The sequence below is a fragment of the Staphylococcus chromogenes genome (genome assembly GCF_029024625.1).
Classification (GTDB): domain Bacteria; phylum Bacillota; class Bacilli; order Staphylococcales; family Staphylococcaceae; genus Staphylococcus; species Staphylococcus chromogenes.
In genome coordinates, this window is record NZ_CP118953.1 from 557168 (window position 1) to 575027 (window position 17860).

Annotated in this window: 20 protein-coding genes and 1 riboswitch; of the genes, 11 read left to right on the forward strand and 9 right to left on the reverse strand. The window is 37.6% G+C overall.

The window, feature by feature from the left end:
• Nucleotides 1–132: 132 nt before the first annotated feature.
• The 4 genes from PYW36_RS02440 to PYW36_RS02455 all read left to right on the forward strand — a co-directional run bounded on the left by PYW36_RS02440 (nt 133) and on the right by PYW36_RS02455 (nt 4564).
• Nucleotides 133–1269: a SulP family inorganic anion transporter gene (locus PYW36_RS02440; protein ID WP_103159006.1), complete on the forward strand. Its 1137-nt coding sequence runs from the start codon at nt 133–135 to the stop codon at nt 1267–1269.
• Between the two features lie 9 nt (nt 1270–1278).
• Nucleotides 1279–2409, forward strand: coding sequence for an amidohydrolase (locus PYW36_RS02445; protein ID WP_103158969.1), 1131 nt, complete (start codon nt 1279–1281; stop codon nt 2407–2409).
• 45 nt (nt 2410–2454) lie between these two features.
• Nucleotides 2455–2552: riboswitch (SAM riboswitch) on the forward strand.
• A gap of 90 nt (nt 2553–2642) precedes the next feature.
• Nucleotides 2643–3953 carry a Na+/H+ antiporter NhaC family protein gene (locus tag PYW36_RS02450; protein WP_103158970.1) on the forward strand — a complete coding sequence of 437 codons (1311 nt, stop codon included), beginning with the start codon at nt 2643–2645 and terminating at the stop codon, nt 3951–3953.
• A 113-nt stretch (nt 3954–4066) separates the two neighbouring features.
• Complete coding sequence (locus PYW36_RS02455) at nt 4067–4564, forward strand: SRPBCC family protein (protein WP_103158971.1); 498 nt, start codon at nt 4067–4069, stop codon at nt 4562–4564.
• Between the two features lie 165 nt (nt 4565–4729).
• Here the strand turns inward: PYW36_RS02455 and PYW36_RS02460 are convergent, their stop codons facing one another.
• Nucleotides 4730–5260, reverse strand: a complete 531-nt coding sequence (locus PYW36_RS02460; protein ID WP_037574949.1) for a hypothetical protein — start codon at nt 5258–5260, stop codon at nt 4730–4732.
• 180 nt (nt 5261–5440) lie between these two features.
• On the opposite strand from PYW36_RS02460, the gene PYW36_RS02465 reads away from it, so the two are divergent.
• The 5 genes from PYW36_RS02465 (at nt 5441) to PYW36_RS02485 (ending at nt 8765) form a co-directional block, all read left to right on the forward strand.
• On the forward strand, nt 5441–6388 hold the full coding sequence (locus PYW36_RS02465; RefSeq protein ID WP_103158972.1) for a bile acid:sodium symporter family protein: 948 nt from the start codon (nt 5441–5443) through the stop codon (nt 6386–6388).
• A 310-nt stretch (nt 6389–6698) separates the two neighbouring features.
• Nucleotides 6699–6968 (forward strand): hypothetical protein, encoded by a 270-nt coding sequence (locus PYW36_RS02470; RefSeq protein ID WP_037574945.1) that lies wholly within the window; start codon nt 6699–6701, stop codon nt 6966–6968.
• Between the two features lie 71 nt (nt 6969–7039).
• Nucleotides 7040–7870: a VOC family protein gene (locus tag PYW36_RS02475; protein ID WP_103158973.1), complete on the forward strand. Its 831-nt coding sequence runs from the start codon at nt 7040–7042 to the stop codon at nt 7868–7870.
• Nucleotides 7871–7932: 62 nt separating this feature from the next.
• Nucleotides 7933–8577, forward strand: a complete 645-nt coding sequence (locus PYW36_RS02480) for an HAD family hydrolase (protein ID WP_103158974.1) — start codon at nt 7933–7935, stop codon at nt 8575–8577.
• On the forward strand, nt 8574–8765 hold the full coding sequence (locus PYW36_RS02485; RefSeq protein WP_103158975.1) for a hypothetical protein: 192 nt from the start codon (nt 8574–8576) through the stop codon (nt 8763–8765). Before PYW36_RS02480 ends, PYW36_RS02485 begins: the two co-directional genes overlap by 4 nt.
• Before the next feature lie 103 nt (nt 8766–8868).
• On the opposite strand, the gene PYW36_RS02490 is transcribed toward PYW36_RS02485, so the two are convergent.
• The 3 genes from PYW36_RS02490 to PYW36_RS02500 are packed head-to-tail and all read right to left on the reverse strand — an operon-like array spanning nt 8869 to nt 10276.
• A complete protein-coding gene (locus tag PYW36_RS02490) occupies nt 8869–9051 on the reverse strand; it encodes a hypothetical protein (RefSeq protein ID WP_037574936.1) in 183 nt (60 codons plus the stop codon).
• A gap of 2 nt (nt 9052–9053) precedes the next feature.
• Nucleotides 9054–9392 (reverse strand): hypothetical protein, encoded by a 339-nt coding sequence (locus tag PYW36_RS02495; RefSeq protein WP_103158976.1) that lies wholly within the window; start codon nt 9390–9392, stop codon nt 9054–9056.
• A 56-nt stretch (nt 9393–9448) separates the two neighbouring features.
• On the reverse strand, nt 9449–10276 hold the full coding sequence (locus PYW36_RS02500) for a formate/nitrite transporter family protein (protein ID WP_103158977.1): 828 nt from the start codon (nt 10274–10276) through the stop codon (nt 9449–9451).
• Nucleotides 10277–10606: 330 nt separating this feature from the next.
• On the opposite strand from PYW36_RS02500, the gene PYW36_RS02505 reads away from it, so the two are divergent.
• Nucleotides 10607–11998, forward strand: a complete 1392-nt coding sequence (locus tag PYW36_RS02505; RefSeq protein WP_037574929.1) for an amino acid permease — start codon at nt 10607–10609, stop codon at nt 11996–11998.
• Nucleotides 11999–12249: 251 nt separating this feature from the next.
• Here the strand turns inward: PYW36_RS02505 and PYW36_RS02510 are convergent, their stop codons facing one another.
• From PYW36_RS02510 to PYW36_RS02525, 4 genes are all read right to left on the reverse strand, one after another.
• Nucleotides 12250–13659: a PTS transporter subunit EIIC gene (locus PYW36_RS02510; RefSeq protein ID WP_103158978.1), complete on the reverse strand. Its 1410-nt coding sequence runs from the start codon at nt 13657–13659 to the stop codon at nt 12250–12252.
• 16 nt (nt 13660–13675) lie between these two features.
• Nucleotides 13676–14563, reverse strand: a complete 888-nt coding sequence (murQ, locus tag PYW36_RS02515) for an N-acetylmuramic acid 6-phosphate etherase (RefSeq protein ID WP_103158979.1) — start codon at nt 14561–14563, stop codon at nt 13676–13678.
• A complete protein-coding gene (locus tag PYW36_RS02520; protein WP_103158980.1) occupies nt 14544–15611 on the reverse strand; it encodes a MupG family TIM beta-alpha barrel fold protein in 1068 nt (355 codons plus the stop codon). The genes murQ and PYW36_RS02520 overlap by 20 nt, the downstream gene beginning before the upstream one ends.
• Nucleotides 15612–15694: 83 nt before the next feature.
• Nucleotides 15695–16027, reverse strand: a complete 333-nt coding sequence (locus tag PYW36_RS02525) for a hypothetical protein (protein ID WP_037574920.1) — start codon at nt 16025–16027, stop codon at nt 15695–15697.
• 91 nt (nt 16028–16118) lie between these two features.
• Between PYW36_RS02525 and PYW36_RS02530 the strand changes: the two genes are divergently transcribed.
• The gene (locus PYW36_RS02530) at nt 16119–16850 is read left to right on the forward strand and encodes a CPBP family intramembrane glutamic endopeptidase (RefSeq protein ID WP_103158981.1); all 732 of its coding nucleotides are present in this window, start codon (nt 16119–16121) and stop codon (nt 16848–16850) included.
• 303 nt (nt 16851–17153) lie between these two features.
• Here the strand turns inward: PYW36_RS02530 and PYW36_RS02535 are convergent, their stop codons facing one another.
• Nucleotides 17154–17849 carry a helix-turn-helix transcriptional regulator gene (locus PYW36_RS02535; RefSeq protein WP_037574913.1) on the reverse strand — a complete coding sequence of 232 codons (696 nt, stop codon included), beginning with the start codon at nt 17847–17849 and terminating at the stop codon, nt 17154–17156.
• Nucleotides 17850–17860 lie beyond the last annotated feature (11 nt).

A 17860-nucleotide genomic window follows, 5' to 3' on the forward strand; every position in this document is an offset into this window, starting at 1 on the left:
GTTTTTTTGATTGAATGATGCTTTTAAATGGCACTATAGAGGTTATTTTCCACGTTGTTCAACTTACTTTGATACAATGAAATAGAGAATGAGGGGGAGGGAGTGTGTAATCATGGGGCAATCGTAGCATATATGAAATCATGGAAAGGTCAATACGAAGCCAATAGCCTTGCAGGCGTTTTAGTCGCATTAGCCATGGTTCCAGGGGCGATAGCTTTTGCGCTGATTGCAGGTGTGAGTCCAATGATTGGGATGATGAGCACAGGACTCATGATGGTCATCATGAGTATATTTGGACACCGACGTTTGATGGTCTCAGCGCCGAGTAGTGGCGTATCGCTCGTTGCCATTATGGTCACAACGCGTGATGATATATATGTGCTTGCTTGGGCGACACTTGTAATGGGTATAATTCAAATAAGTCTTTCCTTTTTGAAATTAAATAAAGTTATTGCCTATATCCCGCAACCTATTGTCATTGGGTTTATGAATGCATTAGGCTTTTTATTATTAACGTCGCAACTCCCACATATATTTGGTAAAAATCTACAAACTTATCTCTTTGCAGTGATGAGTTTTATGATTATTTATACAGTACCGAAATGGACACGAAAAGTACCCGCCACACTTGTTTCAATCGTGATTTTAACGGCTATCAGTATGCTTTTAAAACCTAATATTGTTCGAGTGGAAGATCTTGCAAAAATTAAATTTATTTTACCCGAATTTGCACCTTTTCATCTTTCTATCATACCTCAACACTTCTTAGATATTCTTCTGTTTGGGGTAATGTTAGCTGTGGTTGCAACAATTCAAACAAGTTTGACCGCACAAATGATGGATGATTTGACGGGGAATCCAAGTGATAAACGTAAAGAATCTATGGCGCAAGGTATTGCCAATGCTACTCTCGGACTACTTGGTGGACTTGGCGGTAGTGCGCTCGTTGGACAATCCAAATTCAATTACAAAATGGGGGCGACCTCTCGCTTATCTACCTTAGTGACGGGCGTTACGATACTTTTATTTTTAGTGTTTTTAGGAGATATTGTAGGTCAAATCCCAATCGTAGTGTTAGCAACAGTTCTCGTGACGATTTCGTTTGGTACGTTTGACCGACAAACGAAACAACTCATAATAAGAAAGCGCTATATGGATTTGAGTCTCATGGCTTTTACATGGATATTGATTATTTTGACTAAAAATCTCGCGTTAGGAGTTTTAATAGGGACCCTTCTATTTTATATTATTCGATACATAAGAAAGTAGGTGGACGAAATGACAGATATTCAACAATTGGTACAATGGAGACGCTATTTTCACGCGCATCCGGAAGTCTCGAATGATGAGTTCCAGACGACTGAAAAACTCAAAGAAATTTTAGAAGAGATGCAAATTCATGTTTTGAATCTTCCGTTACTGACAGGTATTGTTGCAGAAATCGGAGCAGGAGAACCTATGGTCGCAGTGCGTTCAGATATTGATGCACTCCCGATTGATGAACAAACTGGATTGTCATTTGCTTCAAAAACGAAAGACGTGATGCATGCCTGTGGCCATGATGTCCATATGGCGGCGATATTAGGTTTAGCAATGAAATTAAAAGCACGTGAATCGGCGCTAAGGGGTCGTGTACGGTTGATTTTTCAAGCCTCAGAAGAAGTTGGATTTGGCGCAGAAAGAATTGTAGATACGGGGCTACTTGAGGGCGCTAAAGCGATTATTGGTTTTCACAATGATCCTACTTTGAAAATAGGGGAATGGCAAGCCAAACCAGGCTTTATGACCTCAAATGTCGACCGATTTCGTATTCACATTCAAGCGAAAGGGGCACATGCTGCGATGCCTCAAGACGCTAAAGATCCTCAGGTTGTGTTAGCACAATTAATTCAAAGTTTCCAAACTATTGTTAGCCGTAATACAGCGCCATTTGAAGAAGCGGTAGTCACAATAGGTCAAGTGCATAGCGGACAAACGTGGAATGTCATTCCGGATAGTGCCATGTTGGAAGGAACGGTACGCACATTTAAAACAGAGGTCCAATCTAATGTCGCTAAACGTATGCGCACAATTTGTGATGGTGTTGCAAAGCAGTATGAAGTAGACATTGACTTAGATTATCAAACGATTACACAGGCTGTGAACAATACGCCGGAACTACATGAAATGGCCATGCAATCCGCTCAAGATGTGGGCTACCAGGCCTCTGAACTCGAACGTCCTTTAACGATTGGAGAAGACTTTTCAGGCTATCAAACAGTGGCACCTGTCTATTTTGCGATGATTGGCTCTGAAAGTGAGTTTGCATTGCATCATCCAAAATTCAATCCGGATGAACGTATTTTAGAGCGTGTTCCAGATTACTTTGAAGCATTTGTAAATCGCCTCTTAGAAGACGGCACGAATTGACGAATCGCCTAAATTCGTGTAAAGTTTAACAGGAAAATTAAATACTTCATATCAAGAGAAGTGGAGGGACTGGCCCGTTGAAACTTCGGCAACATGATTGTGCGTGTGCCAATTCCAGAAGCACAGATGGCTAAAGATAAGAAGTTCAATTCATCAAATAGGTCAGACCTAATAGTGATTGTACACATGCCACACTATTAGCGTTTGACCTTAAATTTTGTGAGGAGATTATAATGTCTAAAGAAATAAAAGAGCAAGCAAGCGGTTGGGCGTTAATCCCATTGGTTGTATTTATCTGTATCTTTTTAGGCGCAGGTATTATTACAAAAGACTTTACCTTTATGCCGCTGAATGTCGCTGCGATTGTAGGCGTCATCATTGCGTTAGTCATGAATCCTAAAGAAAAATTTACAGAAAAAGTCGAAATTTTTGCGAAAAGTGCGGGACATTCGAATATCATTCTAATGATGTTTATTTTTATTTTAGCCGGTGCCTTTTCTAAAACGGCTGAAGCGATGGGAGGCGTAGAATCTATCGTTAATTTCGGATTATCGATGATTCCGCAAAATTTACTCATCGTTGGATTATTTATTATTTGTATGTTTGTTTCTATTTCTATGGGAACTTCTGTTGGAACAGTGGCGGCGATTGCGCCGGTCGGTTTTGGTTTGAGTCAAGCGACAGACATCCCATCTGCCTTAGCGATGGCGACAGTTGTCGGAGGCGCAATGTTTGGAGATAATCTGTCTATGATATCAGACACTACAATTGCGGCTGTTAGAACGCAACGCACACAAATGGCAGACAAATTTAAAGTGAACTTTCGCATTGTATTACCTGGAGCAATCATAACGATTATTATTTTATGGTTTTTGACCCACGGCAATCATGTTCATCACGGCCAAAGTTATGATTATAATTTCATCAAAATCATACCTTATCTTCTCGTGCTCATTTTGGCGCTCATCGGTATTAATGTTGTCATCGTTTTATTAGCAGGCATCATTTTATCTGGTGTCATTGGTATCGCAGACCATTCGTTTCAGCTTGCAGGCTTTTTAAAAGCGGCTTCAGAAGGAATTGTCGGGATGGAGGATATTGCCATCATTGCTTTATTAATTGGAGGCATGATTGGTTTAGTAGAACACCATGGCGGTATTCATTGGCTATTGTATAAAGTAAAAAGCAAAATCAAAACTCGTCGTGGTGCAGAATTCGGGATTGCGAGTCTTGTAAGTGTGGCAGATATATCTACAGCCAATAACACTATTTCGATTATCATGTCGGGTCCGCTTGCAAAAGATATCGCAGACGAATACCAAATCGACCGTCGTAAATCTGCGAGCCTATTAGATATCTTCGGAAGTGCATGGCAAGGATTTGTCCCTTATAGCCCGCAATTGATTGCAGCAGCGGGAGTTGCAGGCATTTCTCCTGTGATGTTAGTCCCATATTCTATCTATCCTGTGATGTTAGCGTTATGTGGTATTGTGGCGATTATTTTTAATTTACCAAGACTAAAAAACAAATCACATTCAAATTAAGATGAAATGTGCTATGTTAGACATATAGAGAATTGAACGTACATTTAAAAATAAACGCCGTGCGTTACAGTGTATGGCATACCAGAAATGGTTTTAAAGTGAGGAGAGTAACCATGAAAAACACGCAAAATGAATGGGTCGAAGTTAAAATCGTCCGATTATTAAAAACGACACCAGAGTTTGCATATCAAGCATGGACAGATTCTGAAATATTACGTCATTGGTTTATGACAACATCTCGAACAAATAGAAGTGTTGAAAGTGAACCCATTGAAGGCGGACAATATCAGATTATTGATCAACGTCAAGCTAAAACCGTTCGTATTGAAGGCGTGTACAAGCATCTTGTTATAGGTGAAGAGTTGGCGTTAACGATTCAAATGCCAGACTTTAGCGATCAACAAGACGATATTGAAGTCTACTTTGAAGAACGTAGTCCTGGCATTACGCAAATGACGTTTTACTATAAAAGTGAAATTCCGAAAGAACGTCGTTTGACCCAACTTGAATATAAGCAAAAAAAGAAAGAATATCACGACAGTATGGTGCATGGTTTTGAAAATATGTTCGATACGATGCAAAAATATATAGAAGAACAACCCATAGATTAATCAAGAATGCATCATTTCTGACGCATTAAAGCTGATTTAAATAGCAAAAAAATAGCCATCAAAATTTATTAGAGCGTAAATTTTGATGGCTATTTAACATTATTTAAGTTAGAGTGTCCTAGGCGCTTAGACTGTCCAAAAAGTGTTGTGATATGAAGGTGATAGCTATGAAATACGCGTGATATGTGCTTGTGGTTGGGACGGGGCATAAGCTTGATAAATATCAATATGATGTCGGCTTAAAAGACTTAAAATAGCCCCCACGTCTTCAAGCGTTGACGTTAGGGAAAGTACATTTTTTCGGAGTGTATATTTCATTTGGAGCTTGGTCCCTTGATGTAACACTTCAATCACTTTATCTTTTATGAACGGGTCAGTTAACCCATCAATATAAAAATCAAACCGGCGTTCGATATGGGCTAATTGATCAATGGCGAAGAGTTCGTTTTCGAATTTAGTTCGAATCACTTGATAAATTGTTATACGATGGAAACTGAGAAAGCTCAACAAGTATGGAAGGGCTTGTTTTTGAATATGTACACGGAGTATATATGCTTTTTGTGATTTATAAAATTCATGTTGCAAAGGAGAAGGTAAATTTACGTTTTTTAATAAATGTTCGATTTGGCGACGAATTTTGCGACGATTTAATTCTGCAATTTGAATAGAATAGTCTTCTAACTTATCAATAAGCATTACGATTCCTCTTTTAACTATGGTTTATTAAGTTCATTTTAGCACTCACTCTTATAAAAAGCATTAGGTCTAAAGGCGTAAACTTAAAAAGGTCTCGATTTTATTTCATCAAATTGTATTGTCAAGACGCTTTTGTTGTGTTAATATTCTGAATATTAAAATAATTAAGAGGTGACAGCTATGCTACGACAAATCGGACAATTCGCATCAAAAACATTTTTAATCTGGATGCTCATTGCCAGTTTTATCGGCTTTGTGATGCCGAGTGCTTTTTCAAGTTTTACACCGTGGATTCCTTATCTATTAGGAGTGGTGATGTTAGGAATGGGATTATCTATTCGATTAGAAGATTTCAAAAAAGTATTTAAATACCCAAAACCCGTAATTATTGGTGTGCTCTTACAATACTCAATTATGCCACTCCTCGCCTATATTATCGTAAAAGCCTTTCAACTTCCCCCTGAAGTTGCGATAGGAGTCTTATTAGTGGGGTGTTGCCCAGGTGGAACGTCGAGTAATGTCATTAGTTATTTGGCAAAAGCCAATGTGGCGTTATCCGTTGCAGTCACTTCTGTTTCTACTATTTTATCGCCTATCGTGACACCAGCACTTATGTTTTTAATGGCGCATGAATGGATGAATGTTTCGTTTTCGAGTATGTTTGGCTCAGTGGCTAAGGTCGTCCTCATCCCAATTATTATCGGCTTAATCATCCAGCGTCTATTTTATAAAGCTGCTGAAAAAACAGATGATATCTTGCCTTTAGTTTCGGTGGTAGCCATTTCATTAATTTTAGGCTCCGTCGTAGCAAATAGCAAGGCGCTCATCATTGAAACAGGCGTACTCATTTTTATTGTCGTGATCATACATAATCTATTGGGATATTTTATAGGTTATCTTCTTGCACATATTTTTAAATTGTCTTATGAAGATAAAAAGACATTATCAATAGAAGTGGGAATGCAGAATTCAGGTTTAGCAACCTCATTAGCGACAGTGCATTTTAATCCACTGGCAGCAGTCCCTGGTGCGGTGTTCAGCTTTATTCACTGCTTAACAGGACCAACGCTTGCCAAATTCTGGGCGGCAAGATTTGAAAAGCAACAGAAACAATTAGAAACAACATAAATTCACCGTGCGTTGAGCTGTACGCACAATGAAATATATTTGTTGGGCCGAAACATGTGAGTGTTTCGGTCCTTTAATGTGTGAGTGGCAAAAACCATAAATCTTGATAAACGCTCATGGAGAGATATCACACCCAGGAATAATTTCCCGCTTCTTTATCATCTTTTTAGATTAACTTTACTTTTGATTTAGGTTGTGCGAAAATATTTTTAAATTATTGGGTATAAGTCATCATTAAAGTCTCTAAAAATAGGTTCGATATAAAAATCATTTAACTGATGACGCATGATTCTTGAAAGGAGTGAACGAGATGGTGACTAAAATTTTAAATCATTATTTTATTACACTGACGCTTTTTATGACGATGCTTGTACTTTCGTTCGGGTTCGTCAAACAGTTTGACAATGGATTTCAATTGCTTATCACATTAACGATATTATTAACGTTGGTCAATTTTATAATGGAAACGTGGTTGATGAAAGCACATCTCTCCATGAGAAAAGTGAGGTTAATTCAAACATTGGCTTTTCCATGCTCCATTATTCTCATTGGATTAACTTGTTTTTTCATGTTGTTATAACGGTAAGCAAGGGAATTGAAAATTGATGGTATAAAAAGTATACTCAAGAAAAGAACTTAGGAGTGATATGTATGTCAAAAATTACAGGTCATCATCATATTTCTATGTATACTAAAAATATTGACGACAATAAGGCATTTTATTTAGACGTCCTTGGGCTAAAATTAGTCAAAGAAACCGTGAACCAAGATGATAATGATATGGTCCACATCTTCTACGGTGACAATAAAAGTACACCTGGTACACTGTTAACCTTTTTTGAATTACCCCTTGCAGGTATGATGCGTAAAGGCACAAATATGATTGCGAGAATAGGCTTACTTGTGCGTAATAGCGAAGCATTAGATTATTTTGAAAAACGATTACAAGATAAAGCGCATCATATCGAACGTGGGACCTATATGCATCAAGATGCGCTCTATTTTGACGATCCAGAGTCACTATCATTTGTGATGATTGCTAATGATGATTATACATTGCCACAAGAATGGGGCAATCCTACAGCTTCAGACATCCCAGAGGAATATCAAATTTTAGGAATGGGTCCTATTGAGATTCATGTTAAAGATATAGACTCAACTTTAAATTATCTTTCAAAACATTTAGACTATCATGAACGTACAAATATGGATGAACATACGTTTACGCTTGTTGATGATGGTTTATACAGTGATATCGTCGTCATTCAAAAAGACGGACCGAATGTAAGACCTGGTCGTGGATATGTCCACCATCATGCGATTGCGACAACAAAAGAAGCACTGCCTAAAATTATTGAAAAGCATGACCACTTGCCTGGCCGTCATTCAGGATTGATTGATAGAAAATGGTTTGAATCACTTTACTATCGCCAAAATCATATTATGTTTGAATTTGCGACAGTAGAACCAGGTTTTGAATAAACGTGAATGCGGGTGTCAGATTTGTTACACTAAATGAAAACGACAACTAAGGAGGCCCCTTTATGTACCGAGCGGTAATTTTTGATTTTGATGGCACGATTATTAATACAGAGCAACATTTATTTGATGTCATTAATATGCATCTTGAAAAAGCGAAGGAAAAGCCCATTTCAATAGATTTCTATAGGTCTAATATTGGAGGACGTGCTTTAGCGTTGCATCACTATTTAATTGAGATTTTTGGCGAGGAAAAAGTGGCTAAAATTTATCAAGAACATCACGAGCATGCAAGGCATCTTCCTTTAAGGCAGGGGGTTAAAACGCTCATGGAGCAACTACATGCACGTCACGTTCCGATGGCGGTTGCGACAAGTAGTGCACGTGAAGACATAGAACCGCTCATCAAGCGATTAGGCATTGGAGACTATATTCAAGTGATTAAAGGACGTGAAGATGTCGAAGCGGTCAAACCTGAACCGGATTTATATTTATCAGCGGTACAGTATTTAAACTTTAGTCCAACGCATTGCTTAGCTATTGAAGACTCGGTCAATGGAGCCACTGCAGCCATCACTGCAGGTCTAGATGTGATTGTAAATACGAATCCTATGACGGAAGTTAGTGATTTTTCATCACTTGAGCTCTTAGCTAAAGATATAGATTTAACACAAGTCATAGACCAATTCTTTAATGGAGTCGCGCAATGAGTTTAGAAATGATTCTCTTTTTTATCGTTGCGCCTCTGATTATTGTGATAGGTAACCTTGTGCTTGCGCCTATCTTCCAACGCCATATTCCTTTTCGTGTGCATATGACGTCTTGTATTGTGGGCCTAGTACTTTATGGTATCGTTGCGTCTTTATTGTATTATTTTTTATTACAAGGAAAAATATAAATAGGCGAAGAAGACGTAGCGCACATTTTTCAACGGTGGATTTCATTCACAATGACATAGACAATAAAAATAGCGGATTGGGAAAGTTCCCAATCCGCTATTTTTATGAGAAAAGAACGATGGCGGCTATGACTAATACAAGTAAAATTGCATCCACACCTACCATTAATTTAAAACGTGTCGCAGGGGTTCCTTCCTTATTTGCTTTGTATAACATAAAGACATTAGGAATAAAACTTAAGAGCAGTAAAATGATCATGATGATACCTAGTGTTTGTGTTGACATCATTAAGGTCTCCTTTGCATCTTTCCAATAAAATAACCAATAATGAGGGCGATGAAAATCCCGATAATCAGACCCACGAAGGGATAGTTCAAGACCTTCCCAATTAAGAGGCCGAGAATGACGCAGACGATTAATGGAGGGCCATATTGGCGTTTTCTGGAAGCGTTGTTCAATAAGCTAAATATAAGCATATATAAAACAAAAAACACAATAGCCAACAGAATTGAACGCATGATTAAAGCATAAATGTCATTTTGAGTATTAAAGCTTTGCATCGCATAATATAAGACTCCAAGTATAACCGCAATGATAGCACCCCGAATAAATCGCTGTTTATCCATATTGAAACTCCTTCGCATCTCATTTTTTAGCTATTATAACATAGATGAAGGACTCTTTATTTAATACGATGTGCCCTAAATTGCCCATGGTCATTCAAATAGGCATAAAATAAACCGATAATGAGGCCGCCACCTACGTAATTACCGAGAAAAGCAGCGACAATATTTTTGAGGGCAGGAACTAATGTCAATGATTCTGTCTGATAGAATAGGCCTCCTACAAATAAGCAAGCATTATAAATGACATGTTCATATCCCATAAACGCAAAGATTGTAACCCCAAACATCATGACAAACATTTTAGCGAAAATATCATCTATTTGCATAGCAATCACTAGTGTTATATTAATGAAAAAGTTAGCGAAAATTGCCCGAATAAAGATATTTTGAAAAGTATAGGCCGCTTTTGTTTCTATTGTTTTATCAAGTAAGGTTAACATTTCAGGAGAGAGAATATCACTGAAGCGCATTAAACCAAAAAGTACAAACGCGCCAATAATGTTACCGAAAAAGCAAAGCATAAAAATTTTAAACACTCGAATAGGGCGAATTAAGCGATAATATAACCCAACAGTAAAATACATAAAATTACTTGTGAGGAGTTCAGAATTCGTAAATAAGATAAGTACTAATGCAAAGCTAAATGTGATGGCGCCAATCATATTGACTAATCCTGAGCCTAAATCAGGAGCAAACGTCGCCTTTACCATCAAAACAAAAACCGCAATAATGCTAATAATAAATCCAGCCATCATCGCGCGTAGTAAATAGCGTTTAAAGTAAAAACTTTGCAAAATATCTTTCGTTTGAATTGTATCGATAATATTTGCGATCCATGCACACCCATAAAAAATTTTGTCCCATTTGATATTTTTATCATTCATTATCATCAATCCCTTACGCAATCATACAAACAGTATACTTGCAAAAACATTATTTGTGAATATTTTCACAAAATATTTTGGTGTTTGAACAAAGGTTTTATGTTTGTGCAAGTGAATAATATTATATAAAAGCGCTTACATAATTGGTTTCATAGAGAGACAAAGGATATAAGCGTTTAGAAAGATTTATTAGGTAGAATAAAACTATTTTATGAAAGTGCTTACATTATTTTAGAAAAATCACTTTTCACATTTGAAAATTGTAGTATAATAGCGTCATGACAAAAAAACAGAAAGACCCTTATTATATTAAGGAGATGGGGAGTTATCATGAAAGATAATCAAGAATTACACAGAGGGCTGAGTTCGCGACAAATACAAATGATCGCACTTGGTGGGACGATTGGCGTAGGCCTATTTATGGGGGCATCGAGCACTATTGCCTGGACCGGACCATCGGTTATTTTCGCGTATTTAATCGCCGGTATTTTCCTATTTTTAGTCATGCGTGCGATGGGGGAAATGGTTTATCTTTATCCGACGACAGGATCATTTGCGAATTATGCAACAGATTACATACATCCCGTAGCAGGTTATGTGACAGCATGGGCAAATATTTTCCAATGGATTGTCGTAGGGATGTCCGAAGTTATTGCGGTAGGAGAATATATGAAGTTTTGGTGGCCTGAGCTACCGACTTGGATTCCGGGCGTCATTGTTGTTGTCATTTTAGCAGCAGCGAATGCCGTATCTGTAAAAGCATTTGGTGAATTTGAATTTTGGTTTGCTACGATTAAAGTTGTCACAATTATCTTAATGATTGTGGCTGGGTTTGGACTTATTTTCTTCGGTTTAGGCAATGGAGGCAATCCGATTGGTTTAAGTAATTTATGGGCGCATGGTGGATTTTTACCTAATGGTATTCTAGGATTTTTCTTCGCATTATCAATTGTTATTGGATCTTATCAAGGTGTAGAACTTATTGGTATTACGGCTGGAGAAACAAAAGATCCACAAAAAAATATTAAACGTGCGGTAAATGGGGTCATTTGGCGTATTCTTATTTTCTATTTAGGTGCGATTTTTGTAATTGTAACCGTTTATCCATGGGATGAATTACAAGATTTAGGTAGCCCATTTGTAGCAACTTTTGCAAAAGTGGGTATTACGATTGCAGCTGGTTTAATTAACTTTGTTGTGATTACAGCAGCAATGTCAGGTTGTAACGCTGGTATTTTCAGCTCAAGTCGTATGATCTTTACGCTTGCACAAAATGGACACTTACCTAAAATATTTACACGTGTCATGAAAAACGGTGTGCCTTTCTATACGGTATTAGCCGTTTCAATCGGTATTTTTGTTGGGGTTATTTTAAATATTGTTTTACCAATGATTATTGATGGTGCAGAAAACATTTTCGTATATGTTTATAGTGCTTCAATTTTACCGGGTATGATTCCTTGGTTTATGATTTTATTCAGTCATATTCAATTCAGAAGAAAATTCCCTGAAAAAATCGAGAATCACCCATTTAAAATGCCATTTGCACCATTTTCAAATTATTTAACTATTGCCTTTTTAGTGCTCGTGCTTATTGGTATGGTTATCAATGTAGAAACACGCGTTTCTGTTATTATTGGATTCGTATTTTTAGGATTCATGGCATTGTTCTTCTTTATGAAGGGCTATCATAAGCATAGTAAAGAGGAATTCAAACTATAGAAACTAATCTATTAAAACTGTTCACAAAGTGTTAGACTTTGTGGGCAGTTTTTTTGTGGAAGTGATTAGATTTAGAATAACTGCGATTTAAAGCGGTTTTTACTTGCATTCAAATAGCCATCAAAATTTATCTGTACATAAATTTTGATGGCTTTTAAGTGCGCGTTTCCTCTCGTGTTGAGTGTCATTTTTGTATTTAATCTTTTTTTGATCCTTGGTAAAGTTCATCCATGTCTATTGATAATACAACTTTATTTACCAAATTGATCTATCAATTTTTTGTTTGAGGCAAATACATAGGTTAGTACGAATCCACTAATGTATGCCGCGAATAATCCTGCAAGATAGCCTAAATACATTTGATGCGTAATTAAAGGGAGGAGAGAGAGGCCACTCGGCCCAATTGCACTTGCTCCAATCCCGCCAATGCCACCGATGACAGCGCCGCCAATCCCACCGGCGATACATGCGGTGAAAAACGGACGAACTAAAGGTAAGGTCACCCCGTAAATCAGAGGTTCACCGATACCTAAAAAGCCAACAGGTAAGGCACCTTTAAGCACATTTCTTAAAATAGGATTACGCTTACTTTTAAACCATAGGGCTAAACATGCGCCTACTTGACCTGCGCCCGCCATGGCTGCAATAGGTAAAAGATAAGTGGCCCCGGATTGATTAATCATTTCAATATGGATAGGGGTGAAAATATGATGGAGTCCAAACATAACTAATGGAAGGAAGAAAGCACCAATCAAAAAGCCACTTAAAATGCCGCCATGCTCGATAATACCATTAACAATCCCGACTAAGCCATCTGAAACCCAACCTGCCACAGGCATTAAAATAAATATAGTTAATAATCCGACTGAAAGTAGTGTTAACGTCGGTGTAACGATAATGTCTATCGCATTAGGAATGATTTTATGGAGTTGTTTTTCGATTAGACTTAAAATCCACACAGCTAAAATGACGCCAATAATGCCCCCTTGTCCTGGCAATAGGCCTTCTCCTGTAAAAATATTAGGTAAGGGATGATCTTCAGGCATGCCTGTTAGTAAGGTCGCTCCGCCAATTACACCTCCAAGCCCAGGCGTCGCATTAAATTCACGTGCTGCGTTAAATCCTGTGAAAATAGCTAAATAGGCAAGCATGCCATTTTTGATGATATCGAAAACAAGCGTGAGTTGTTTAACCCATTCAGCTTGGATAGTTCCAGCAGCAATAAAGTTATTTAATACAGCCGCTATTCCACCGATTAATCCAGCACCTACAAAAGCAGGGATAAGAGGGATAAAAATATTCGAAATCACTTTAGCAAAACGTGTAAAAGCATTAGGGGGGGTGCGGTATTTGGCTTTAGTGTTTGCTTCCAGTGTGGATTGATCATGATGGGGGATAGGTTCACCTAATTTAACCCCTGACGTTTTAGCCATTTCTTGTGCGACTTTATTCACTGTTCCGGGACCGACAATAATTTGAAGACGTTCATCTTGTACAACGCCTAAAACCCCTTCAATCTGTTTGAGTCCTTCCATATTCACCTTATTTTCATGGCGTATATCCAAACGGACTCTCGTCATACAGTGAATAATAGAATTGATATTGTTTATCCCACCGACTTGCGTCAAAATTTCTTGTGCAATACGTTTTTCCTTTGACATGATGTCCAACCCCTTTTTAAGTATTGATAACGGATTTTACATTTCCATGATGACTGCTGACTAACTGTTGTGCCTCAGAATAAGAAACGGATTTGAAGTGCATGACAATCGCTGCTTTTATGTTTTGATGCGCTTGGTGATAAAGCTTTGTGCTCTCCTGTTCATCCAAATGTGTAATGGTTCGAATAATTCCAATGGCACGGGAGACGAGTTTTTCATTCGTTGCCTGAACGTCAATCATAAGATTGTCATACACCTTACCGATACGTATCATCGTGGCTGTAGAAATCATATTTAACACCATTTTTTGAGCCGTTCCCGCTTTTAAACGTGTGGAGCCCGTTAAAATTTCAGGACCTACAGGAACTTCTATGGCGTAATGGGCATATTGACTGATGAGAGCTTGTGCATTACAACTGAGCGTAGCCGTCTGAGCACCAAGTGATTGGGCATATGCAAGGGCACCGACGACATACGGCGTCCTTCCACTTGCGGCAATCCCAATCACAAGGTCTTGTGCTGTTAAACCGACTGAAGCTAAATCATCTGCGCCTTGTTGACGATGGTCTTCAGCGCCTTCTATAGCTTGAGTGAGGGCTTTTTCTCCACCAGCAATGAGTCCAAAATAGCGTTTCGGATCTGCATTAAATGTAGGCACGAGTTCTGCCGCATCTAATACACCAAGACGCCCACTTGTCCCAGCTCCTATATAAATAATTTTTCCGCCATTTAAATACACGCTGGCAGCAGTCTCAATGACATGTTGGATAGTATTAAACTGCGTAGCGATAACATCGGGTATGTTTTGATCTTCTTGATGCATGAGCTGAAGAATTTGTTGTGTTGTCATTTCATCTAAATGTGCAGATTTAGTATTGCGTGTTTCAGTTGTATTTTGTTTCATGAACATCCTCCTCTAGTGTTTCAACAAATGTAAAACGTGTTGATGCATTAAAAAAGTTTAAATAGGGGAGCGCTTCTTTTGTGAGACTTCCCACCACATTGACATGAGGATGAGGTTTAAGATTAATTTTAGTGATTTGTAGTTCTCCCATATAGCGGCCGTTCAGATGATTATCTATAGTAATAGTGCCTTTTGCTCTTGGTTGGATATTGGTTGGCGCAATTGTTTCAGAGACGTGCGCTCGTGAATATCTTGAACGAATGACATGAGCGGCGCAATCAGGTCGAACCACATGTTCTTGAAGGACGAGCGTTCTGTCTGCATTAGAATGTAAATGGCAATGTAACCTGAAATGATTATGTACAATCATGTCATACATTTTTTGAGCCGTTATTTGAGAAATATAGGGATCTCCAACAAGAATTGTATCGATTTCCATCTGTTTTATAATAAGTGCGGAAAGGCACGGTTCTGTTTGACGCAAAGATTCTAACGTGGGGAGTCCTTCATATAAAGGACCGCGATAATACTCACCACTAATAAAGGCGTAAATTGACGCATTCGGATGGTAGTGACGAATGCGCGCATTTTGAGATTGTAAGTAAGCGCGGCTTAAACCCGTATCTGGCCTTGGATAATAATTATGTAAGTAGATGAGGCGAGACTGAAGTTCTGGATAGGTTTGAAGTTGGATTAAAAATTGTTCAGACACGGTACTAGCATTGATGCAACAGAGGTGTCCATGATTTAAAATGCGTTGGATTAATGACGGCGTAGCCCCTTCGTCAATACGAAGAATATAACGAATCGTGTCGAACTGTGAGAGTTGGTTAAAAAGTGTATCATTAATTAACGATTCATTCACATCAATTATTAACGCTGTATCAAAAGCGCTTAAATAAGTTTGAAGATCAAAAAGTCGAGAATGATGATTTTGTTCTTCCGGAATTTGGATAGACGTAAAAACAGTTCGAAATCCTAAATTCAACATATTTTGGATGTAGTCGTTGTTGAAGGGTTTGCCCAGATAAACTGAAAAACCTAGCATACTAAGACCTCCTTTAAATCTAAAAAATAGGACTAGTTCTATTATATAGTAAACTTTGAAAAAGCGCTTACATTTATAAGAGGTTATAAACGACGTTGTGCTTGCGCGATGATATTAATAAAAGCTTGTGTGACAAGTGTTTGGTCACCAATATCGATTTTTATTAAAGGTGTTTCGTGAAGTTGTTGAATACAAGAAAAATATGTGGCATAGTCATAAGAAAGTGAACGGTCAGGAATTTCTGGAGGAGGCAATGTGTTGTAAATCGAGGCGATGGTTTCTTTAAGTTCCTCTAAGATTTGATTGGCATCATCGGGTTTTTGTTGATAGAGCAAGTGAAAAGATAGTGCCAATTTGTGAATTTCTGTTAAATGGTGTGAGGCTTCGGAGTATTTTGGAGGATTTTGTATATTCATAGATGTATTCCTTTCTGTTATGATATTATACTATACCATATAAAAATGAAGGTTGAATAGGTATACACCAATATAAAAAATGGAGGTCATTATGAAAGGATACCGTTGGAGAGACATTAGATGGCGTAATTTATGGCTTTTACCGATTCTTATTGTGTCATTTATCGTTTTTATGATTATTGTGATGATCAATGCGGCCATATTTGAAGAGATTTTATTACAACCGCATACGTCATTAATTAATTACGAAGCGATTGGATTGTTAACACAATTGCTCGCTTATGTGGCAGTAATTTTTGCATTTTTTCTCATTAATTTAGATTTATTCAAAAGCTGGATGAAACAATGGTGGCAAGGGGTTAAACGGATGTGGTTATGGATTATTGCAATCTATTTGGTCACAGTTGGCGTGATGTATTTATTTAGTATGGTTAAAGAGTTTTTCCCGACGATATTTACGAGTGATACAACACAAAACGAGCAAATTATAGAACAACTCTTATCCATTCCACAACTATTACCTTTTAATTTCTTATTGATCGTTATTGCTGGACCAATCGTTGAAGAAATTTTCTTTAGACATATTTTAATAGGCGAACTAGGTAAAAAGTTGAATTTTATAGTGATGAGTGTGATTTCTGTATTATTATTTTCGGCGATTCATTTAGTTGATTTTACCAATTGGACAGAAATTTTTGATTACCTTATCATTGCCATCCCACTCGTCTTTTTATACATGAAAAGTGGAAGAAATTTAGGTGTTGCGATTGCGTTTCATATGCTAAATAATTTTGTCTCATTTTGTATTAGTATGATTCCATAAATGGTAAAAAGGAATGTTATTTTTTTACATTATGGAATGAGATAAGTAAATTATTCCATAATGTGCTGCATGTCGAGAGATTGGACCTAGAAATCTGACCGATTTTTATCCTCTCCTCTCGGCATTTTTTTGATTAGAAACGGAGGCTAAACAAAAAAGGCTATGAATAGATGAAAAAATATCTTCAAACTATAGCGCGCACACGTCGTAAAAAAGCCATCAATAGCTCTCTTCTTAGAATTATTGATGGCTCATTTAATATAGGAAACTCAAGGACAAAACTTATGAGCAGATATTTTTGTATTAATCATGGTCAGGTAAATAGTCTTCATAATTGTTCATTGTAATGTCATTAGTCTGAATGGATTTATGGAACGAATAATCTATATCGTCAATTGTGGCGATGTCTATGAGTTCGGTATAGTCACCACCAATATGGTAAATAACGGCTTTCCATTCAGTCGTTCGACACACTAAACCGATAAAAACGACATTCGCAAATTTGGATTTACGGCGCGTAGACGGCAAAAAGGATAGCCCCATGACTTTGCGTTCATGACTATAAATCAAAATATTTTTAAAAAGTGCGGGTAATGGAGGTGTGGCCTCGCCTTCAAAATGAATATATTGATCGAGTTGTTTCATATTCCGTCGTAATGATGTATTGGGTTGGCGTAATAATTTTTGAATCAATTGCGTGACTTCAGATTGAAAAGGGAGCGCGCTTTGGTGCCGACGTTCTTGTAATATTAAATATAACGCAAGCACTTCTGCATCATTAAGTTCTATTTTAATATTTTGAGGTTGAGATTGAATTTCATAGCCCCCATATTTCCCTGAATGGGCTAATATTTGAACGCCTTTCTCTTCAAGTTCTTGAATGTCTCTAAGTATTGTTCGTTTAGAGACATGAAGGTGACGCGCGAGATCAACAGCAGACATTTGCCTATGGGTTTGAATTAATTGAATTAATTTATTTTGACGGACTTCTTTGTTCAACTCCTCCACCT